Genomic DNA, 7,762 nt, shown 5'->3' with positions numbered 1-7,762 from the left:
GGAGGAGGCGTGAGCCGGAGGAGGCGTGAGCCGGAGGAGGCGTGAGCCGGAGGAGGCGTGAGCCGGAGGAGGCGTGAGCCGGAGGAGGCGTGAGCCGGAGGAGGCGTGAGCCGGGGTGACCTGGGGCGTGCCCGACCCGGAGCGCCCGGCCCGCGCGCGGCGGCCCCGGCGTGGCGCCGCCCCCGGAGCGAAGCCGGGTCCGGGGGCGGCCGAGAGCGGCGACGTCGGCGCACGACGCTCTCCGGGCACGGGGTCCGGGAGCCCCCACAGCTCCCGTTCAGGACGACCCCGACCGCTGACGATCCTGCCGCGCCCGGGGCCGGGTTCCGCCCGCAACCGTCGCCTCCCACACGATCCGGCGAACCGGGCCCGCCGGCTTGACGCGCCGCGCGCCCCTCGCGCGCCCCACCCGTAACCCCCCGTTCCCCGCACGGTGGTTGACGCCCCGAGGGGCGGGCTGCGAGCGTCGGCCCACCCCCACCCGAGGAGTTGACGTGCACCTGATATCCGGACGTCTCCGGCGCTCCGTCGCCGCCGTCCCCGCCGCCCTGCTGTGCGCCCTGGCCCTCGTGCTCGGCGTCCCCGCCACCGCCCACGCCGCCGTGCTGCCGCCGCTGCCGCAGAACGCCGACGGCCTCGACCAGACCTTCGCCCCGGCGTACGACTTCGACACCGACGGCTGCTACGTGACCGCCGCCATCGGCGCGGACGGCACCCTCAACCCGGGCCTCAAGCTCGGCGGCACGGTCAACGGCAAGTGCCACGACCCGGCCCAGCTCGCCTCGGCGAACAGCTACTCGCGCGCCAAGTGCAACAACGGCTGGTGCGCCGTCATGTACGCGAGCTACTTCGAGAAGGACCAGGCCACCTGGGGCCCGCTGGCCATCGGCCACACCCACGACTGGGAGCACGTGGTGGTGTGGATCAGCGACGACCAGGTGCGGTACGTCTCCGTCTCCCAGCACAGCGGCTACCAGATCGCGGCCCGCTCGGCGGTGCGCTTCGACGGCACCCACCCCAAGATCGTCTACCACAAGGACGGCGCCTCGACCCACTGCTTCCGCTTCGCCAACGCGGACGACGAGCGCATCGAGAACGCCACCGGCGGCTGGTTCTACCCGCGGCTGGTCGGCTGGAACGGCTACCCGGCGGGGCTCCGGGACCGGCTGACGGGCGCCGATTTCGGCTCCGCCACGCTCAAGATCCGGGACGTCGACTTCGCCTACCACCTCGGCCGCTCGATGCCCGCCGGGATCCCCTTCGACCCCAACGCCTGAGGCCGGGCGGGCCGTCCGGAGCGCGCCCGGGCGGCCGTGGTGATCAGGTCGAACAGCGGCGGGACGGTCCGGTTCCGGACAACTGGAGGGTCCCGACAACGGTCCGGGAGAGGCGGGCGGTGATACTGGAGGGCCCACGGAATCGGTAGAAGGAGGGCTGGGTGGAGTTCCGCCTGCTCGGGACGGTGTCCATCGCGACCGAGGAAGGCGAGCTGCCGCTCGGCCCCGCCAAACGGCGCGGTGTCCTCGCCGCGCTGCTGCTGCGCGCGAACGCCGTCGTGCCCGTGGACCGGCTGATCGACGCCGTCTGGGACGAGCGCCCGCCCGCGCGGGCCCGCACCGTCGTCCAGGGGCACGTCTCGCGGCTGCGGGCCCTCTTCGAGCAGGGCGGCGCCGATCACTACGGGGTCGAGCTGGCCACCCACGGGCAGGCGTACGAGCTCCGGATGCCCGACCACCTCCTGGACGCCTACCGCTTCGAGGAGCTGGTCCAGCTCGCCGGGCACCAGAAGCACCCCGGGGACGCCGTCCTGATGCTGCGCGAGGCGCTCTCGCTGTGGCGCGGCCCCGCCCTCACCGGGACCGTGCCCAGCGAGCCGCTGCTGGTGGCGGCCCGCGCGCTGGAGGAGACCCGGCTGGTCACCGTCGAGCAGCTCGCCGCGGCCTACGGGCGGCTCGGCGAGCACGTGAAGGCGGCGGCGCTGCTGCGCGCGGAGGCGGTCGCCAACCCGCTGCGCGAGTCCCTCGCGGCGGCCCTGATGCTCTCGCTCTACCGGGCCGGGCACCAGTCGGACGCCCTCGACTGCTACCACCGCACCCGCACCCAGCTCGCCGACGAGCTCGGCGTGGACCCGGGGCCCGCGCTGCGCGCCGCGTACGAGGCGGTGCTGCGCGGCACCCCGCCCGCCGCCCCGCACACCGCGGGCGACGCGCCCGTCACCGCCGCGCCCGCCGAGTGGCCCGGGACACCCGAACCCGCCGCGGCGGCCGAGCCCGCGCCGCCCGCCGCGGCCCTGCCCGCCCCCGACCTGCTGCCCCGCGCCCCGCGCGGCTTCCTCGGCCGCGCCCGCGAGCTGGCCGCCCTCGACACCGCCGTCGAGCGGGCCCGGGTGGCGCTCGTCACCGGCCCCGCCGGGGTCGGCAAGACCGCGCTCGCCCTCAACTGGGCGCACCGGCGGGCCGCCCACTACCCCGACGGGGTGCTCTACGCCGACCTGCGGGGCTTCAGCCAGGACGACGGCGTCGACAGCTCCGACGTGCTGCGCGAGTTCCTGCCCGCGCTCGGCGTGCCGCCGCGCCAGGTCCCGGAGTCGCCGACGGCCGCCGCCGCGCTCTACCGCTCGCTCACCGAGGACCGGGCGCTGCTCGTCGTCCTCGACAACGTCCGCAGCGCCGACCGGGCCCGCCCGCTGCTCCCGGCCGGGGCGCGCTGCGCGACCGTGGTCACCTCGCGGCTGCGGCTCGGCGGCCTGGTCGTCAGCGAGCTGGCCCGCCCGGTGCCGCTCGGCGTGCTGGGGCTCGACGACTCGGCCGCGCTGCTGGCCGCGGCCGTCGGCGGGGACCGGGTGGACGCGGAGCCCGCCGCCGCCCGCCGGCTCGCCGCGCTCTGCGACGGGCTGCCGCTCGCGCTGCGGGTCACCGCCGCGCAGCTCGCCGCCCGCCCGCACTGGCGGCTCGCCGACCTCGCCGCCGAACTCGCCGACGAGCAGCGGCGGCTGTCCCTGCTCTCGGTGGACGACTCCGAGTGCTCCGACGGGCAGGGCGTGGCCGCCGCGCTCCGCCTGACCGTGCAGGGGCTGCCCGAGGAGGCCGCGCGGCTGTTCCGGCAGCTCGGCGTGGTGCCCGGGACGGACCTGGACCGGCACGCGGCGGCGGCGCTGCTCGACCGCACCCCGCCGGTGGCCGCGGAGGCCCTGGACCGGCTGTGCGACGCGCACCTGCTCACCGAGTACGCGCCCGGCCGGCACACCCTGCACGACCTGGTCCGGCTGTACGCGCGCGGCCTCGACGCCGACGAGGACGCCCTGCTGCGGCTGCTCGACCACTACACCCTGACCGCGATGGCCGCCGCCCGCGCCGCCGAGCCGGACGACCAGCCCTGCTGCGCGGCGCCGTCCAACGCCCGGCTGCCCCGGACGGCCGCGCAGTTCGCCGGGCGGGACGCGGCCCTGCTCTGGTACGCGGCGGAGCGCGACAACCTCGCGGCGGCGGTCGCCGCCGCCCGCGCGGCCGGGCTCCACGACCGGGCCTGGCGGCTCGCGGTGCTCCAGTGGCCGTACATCCTGTGGCACAGCCACGACGCCTGGGTGCCGCTCCTGGAGGCGGCGGCCGACTCCGCCGCCCGGGAGCGGGACGCGGACGCCGAGTCGCGGGTCCGCGCCCTGCTGGGCTGGGTCCTCACCCAGGAGAACCGGCTCACCGAGGCCCTGGTCCACCTGCGGCTCGCGCCCCCGCTGGCCGCCCGCGCCGGGGAGGCGTCCAGCGAGGCGACCGCGCTGGTCAACCTGGCCGTCGCACTCGACCGCTTCGGGGTGAGCGAGGAGTCCCTCGGGCACACCGAGCGGGCCGCCGCCCTGGTCCGGGGCACCGGCGACGTGATGACCGAGCTCCTCGCCCTGGAGCACCGGTCGCGCCAGCTCCTCTCGGTCGGCGACCCGGCCGGCGCGCTGGCCTGCGCGCGGGAGGGGCTGGCCCTGGACGGCGACACCGTCAACGGCCTGGTGGGCATCCGGCACAGCATGCTCACCGCGACGGCGGGCACGGCCCTGATCGACCTCGGCCGCACCGAGGAGGCCGCCGCCCTGCTCGTACGGGCCAGGGAGATGGGTCTCGCGCACGGCTACAAGGAGGGCGTGCAGCGGGTCGAGGCGCAGCTGCGCCGGATAGACGACGCAGCCGAGGCAGTCGCGGCAGCCCCGGCGGCCGGGACGGCGGAGGCTGCCGGGGCGACGGGGGCGGCCGGGGTGACGGCGACGGAGCGTTAGCCGGGCGTTAGCCGGGCGGCGACGGGACGGCGATGTCCCCCGTGAATGTGGTGGAGACCAATGAAACGACCGTTCGACGGTCGTTCGCCAGCACATTCTTGGGGGAAGGGCAGGCATCCGGGGATGCTCACCACACGCGTGGCAGTGACCGTCCACGCCGCCGACCCGCTCAGCCGGGCCGGACTCATCAGCCATTTACAGCACCAGCCGACGATCGAGGTGATGCCCGAGCACCCCGCCGAGGAGCCCGGCGAGGGACGGGACGGCGCCCCCTCGGTCGCCGTGATGCTCGCGGACCGGATCGACGAGGCCGCCACGACCGAGCTGCGGCGCGTGCTGCGCGGCGGGGACCAGCGGGTCGTGCTCGTCGCCGGTGAACTGCGCGAGCCGGACCTGCTCACCGTCGTCGAGTACGGGGTGCGCGCGATCCTCTGGCGCCACCAGGCCACCGAGCAGCGGCTCCTCAACGCCGTGCACAGCGCGGCGCGCGGCGACGGCGAACTCCCGCCGGACCTGATCAGCCGCCTGCTCAACCAGGTGGGCCGGCTCCAGCGGGCGACCACCACCGCGACCACCGGGACGGCGCCGCTGTTCGGGATGGCCCCGCGCGAGGTGGACGTGCTGCGGCTGCTCGCCGAGGGGCTCGACACCCGGCAGATCAGCGAGAAGCTCGCCTACTCCGAGCGCACCGTCAAGAACATCCTGCACGCGCTGATGACGCGGCTCCATCTCGCCAACCGGGCTCACGCCGTGGCGTACGCACTCCGCGAGGGCTACATCTGATGATCCACGAGATCGACGAGGCGCTGGGCCGCCTCCTGGCCCCCGCCGTCACCGGGGACGTCTCCTTCGACCCGCCGACCCGCGACTGGGCCGCCCGCCGCACCGCGCCGACCCTCAACGCGTACCTCTTCGACATCCGGGAGGACGTGGCGCGCCGCGAGCGCGGGGCGTACGCGGAGCGCGACGCCCGGGGGGCCGTGGTGCGCCGCCGCCAGCCCCGGCGCTGGTTCCGGCTCTCCTACCTGGTGACCGCCTGGACCTCGCGTCCGGAGGACGAGCACCGGCTGCTGTCCGGCGCCCTCGCCCTGCTGCTGCCGCACGAGGCGCTGCCGCGGGAGGTGGTCCCCGAGGTGCTGCGCGCGGACGGGAGCACCCCGGCGCTTCCGCTGACCGTGGCCGTCCCGCCGGCCGAGTCCCGGTCCCTCGCGGACATCTGGTCGGCCCTCGGCGGGGAGCTCAAGCCCTCGCTGGACGTGGTGATCACCACCCCGTTCCCGGTCGTCCCGGTGTACGACGTGGCGCCGCCGGTCACCGAGGGGATGATGGTCACCGTGCGCGGCTCCGACGGGCCGCCGTCGGACTCCGCGCCCCGCATGGTCCGGCGGACGGAGTACCTGCCGTGAGCGCGACCGCCCTGACCGCCCGGCTGGCGGCGCTGCGGGAGCGGGTACGGGGTGTGGTGGAGAGCCGCGCCGCCGAGGACCCGGCCGCCGCCGACCCGCTGCGCGGCCTGTACCTGACCCCGGAGTCGGCCCTCCGCTCGGCCGCCCGCCCGCTCGGCGCGCCGGGCACGGAGGCAGAGGCGGGCACGGAGGCAGAGGCGGGGACGGAGGCAGAGGCGGGGACGGAAGCGGGGATGGACCCGGCCCCAGGGCCGGACGCGGGACCCGGCGCGGACCCGGACGACCGGCTCGGCGCGCTCGCGCGGGCCTTCGGGCTCGTCCCGCTCGACGTCCACGTCCTGCTGACCGCCCTCGCGCCCGACGTGGACCGGGCCTTCGAGCCGCTCTTCGGCTATCTCAACGACGACGTGGGCCGGCGCCGGGCGACGGTGGGGCTCGCCCTCGGGCTCGCGGGCACCGGCCCGCACGAGCCGGCCGCCCGCGACCGCTTCCACCCGGCCGCGCCGCTGTGCGCCGGGGGGCTGCTGCTCGTCGAGGACGAGGAGCGGCCGCTGCCCGGGCGGGCGCTGCGGGTGCCGGAGCGGGTGGTCGCCCATCTGCTCGGCGACGACGGGCGGCTGGACGCGCTGCTGCCGGGCGCCGGGGTGGAGCTGCTGCCGCCCGCCGCGCCGGGGGCGGTCCCCGTGCCCGGGGCGCTGGACGAGCTCGCCGGCCGGATCCTGGCCGCCGCGCCCGTCGCCGTCCACCTGCGGGAGCGGACCCCCGGCAGCGCCGCCGACGCCGTCGCCGAGGCGCTGTGCGGCGGGGGTGTGCCGGTGCTGCGGCTGCGCGCGGGCACCGGGCACGCGGACGGCGCCCTCGGGACCGTACTGCTGCGGGAGGCCCGGCTGCGGGGGGCGGCCGTCGTGGTCGAGCCGCTGCCCGGGGACGCCGGTCCGCTGGTGCGGGCGCTGGCGGTGCCGGACGTGACGGTCGTGTTCGCCGGAACCGACGCACCGGATCCGCGCTGGGCGCCGCCGGTGGAGCCGCTGGCGCTGGAGGCGCCCGCCGACGCGGCCGGTTCGGCCGAGCTGTGGCGGCGCGAACTCGGCCCCGACGAGCCCGCGTTCGACCTGACCGAGGCGGTCGCCCCGTACCGGCTGGGCGGCGGCCCGATCCGCCGGGCGGCCCGCTCGGCGCTGGCGCTGGCCGCCTTCGAGGGCTCGCCGTTGACGGCCGCGCACGTGCAGCGCGGGGCGCGCCTGATGTCGGCGCCGCTGCTCGACAGCCACGCCCGGCGGGTCCGCCCGGCGGTCGGCTTCGGCGACCTGGTGCTGCCCGAGGAGCCGCTGGGGCTGCTGCGCGAGCTGACCGGGCGGGCCCGGCACCGGGACAGGGTGCTCGGCGGCTGGCGGCTGCGCACCGGCGGCGGGCGCGGGCGGGGCGTGGTGGCCCTGTTCGCCGGTGAGTCGGGCACCGGGAAGACGCTGGGCGCGGAGGTCGTCGCGGGCGAACTCGGCCTGGATCTCTACGTGGTGGACCTGTCGTCGGTCGTCGACAAGTACGTGGGCGAGACGGAGAAGAACCTGGAGCGGATCTTCGCCGAGGTCGACCGGACCGACTGCGTGCTGCTCTTCGACGAGGCCGACGCCGTCTTCGGCAAGCGCTCCGAGGTGCGCAGCTCGCACGACCGGTACGCGAACCTGGAGAGCGCCTATCTGCTCCAGCGGCTGGAGTCCTTCGACGGGATCGCGGTGCTGACGACCAATCTGCGGGCCAACATCGACGAGGCGTTCACCCGCCGGCTCGACCTGGTGGTGGACTTCCCGTTCCCGGACGCGGAGCTGCGGCTGTCGCTGTGGGAGGCGTGTCTGGCGGGGGCGCCGCAGGCCCCGGACCTCGCGGACGCGCTCGCGGAGTGCGCGAAGGGCTTCGAGCTGGCGGGCGGCGCGATCCGCTCGGCGGCGGTGACCGCCGGGTATCTGGCGGCGGGCCGGGGCGGTCCGGTGACCGGGGACGACGTACGGGCGGGGGCCCGGCGCGAGTACCAGAAGGCGGGCCGGCTGCTGCCGGACGCCGGGGTGCCCTGGGCTCCGTGACGGTGTCACGGAATGGA

General features: G+C 77.0%; 5 protein-coding genes. All 5 read left to right on the top strand.

Going from position 1 to position 7,762, the window contains the following annotated elements; translation table 11 throughout:
* The first annotated feature begins 500 nt into the window (after positions 1-500).
* Positions 501-1,277 (top strand): NPP1 family protein, encoded by a 777-nt coding sequence (locus AB0C99_RS06230; protein WP_362470260.1) that lies wholly within the window; start codon positions 501-503, stop codon positions 1,275-1,277.
* A gap of 161 nt (positions 1,278-1,438) precedes the next feature.
* Entirely contained in the window at positions 1,439-4,261 is a 2,823-nt protein-coding gene (locus AB0C99_RS06225; protein ID WP_362470048.1) for a transcriptional regulator, read from the top strand.
* A 123-nt stretch (positions 4,262-4,384) separates the two neighbouring features.
* Positions 4,385-5,044 carry a response regulator transcription factor gene (locus tag AB0C99_RS06220; protein WP_362470046.1) on the top strand — a complete coding sequence of 220 codons (660 nt, stop codon included), beginning with the start codon at positions 4,385-4,387 and terminating at the stop codon, positions 5,042-5,044.
* On the top strand, positions 5,044-5,667 hold the full coding sequence (locus tag AB0C99_RS06215; RefSeq protein WP_362470043.1) for a DUF4255 domain-containing protein: 624 nt from the start codon (positions 5,044-5,046) through the stop codon (positions 5,665-5,667). Before AB0C99_RS06220 ends, AB0C99_RS06215 begins: the two co-directional genes overlap by 1 nt.
* Positions 5,664-7,745: an ATP-binding protein gene (locus AB0C99_RS06210; RefSeq protein WP_362470040.1), complete on the top strand. Its 2,082-nt coding sequence runs from the start codon at positions 5,664-5,666 to the stop codon at positions 7,743-7,745. Before AB0C99_RS06215 ends, AB0C99_RS06210 begins: the two co-directional genes overlap by 4 nt.
* Positions 7,746-7,762: the final 17 nt, after the last annotated feature.

The organism is Streptomyces sp. NPDC048659 (assembly GCF_040650575.1).
In the GTDB taxonomy this organism is placed as follows: Bacteria; Actinomycetota; Actinomycetes; order Streptomycetales; family Streptomycetaceae; genus Streptomyces.
Note: the sequence above shows the minus strand (reverse complement) of the source record. Positions and strands in the feature narration are given on the sequence as shown.

What these genes read in the sequence shown, in the direction of transcription:
- AB0C99_RS06220 (WP_362470046.1), top strand. Translation starts at nt 4,385, where the DNA reads ATGCTCACCACACGCGTGGCAGTGACCGTCCACGCCGCCGACCCGCTC.
- AB0C99_RS06215 (WP_362470043.1), top strand. Translation starts at nt 5,044, where the DNA reads ATGATCCACGAGATCGACGAGGCGCTGGGCCGCCTCCTGGCCCCCGCC.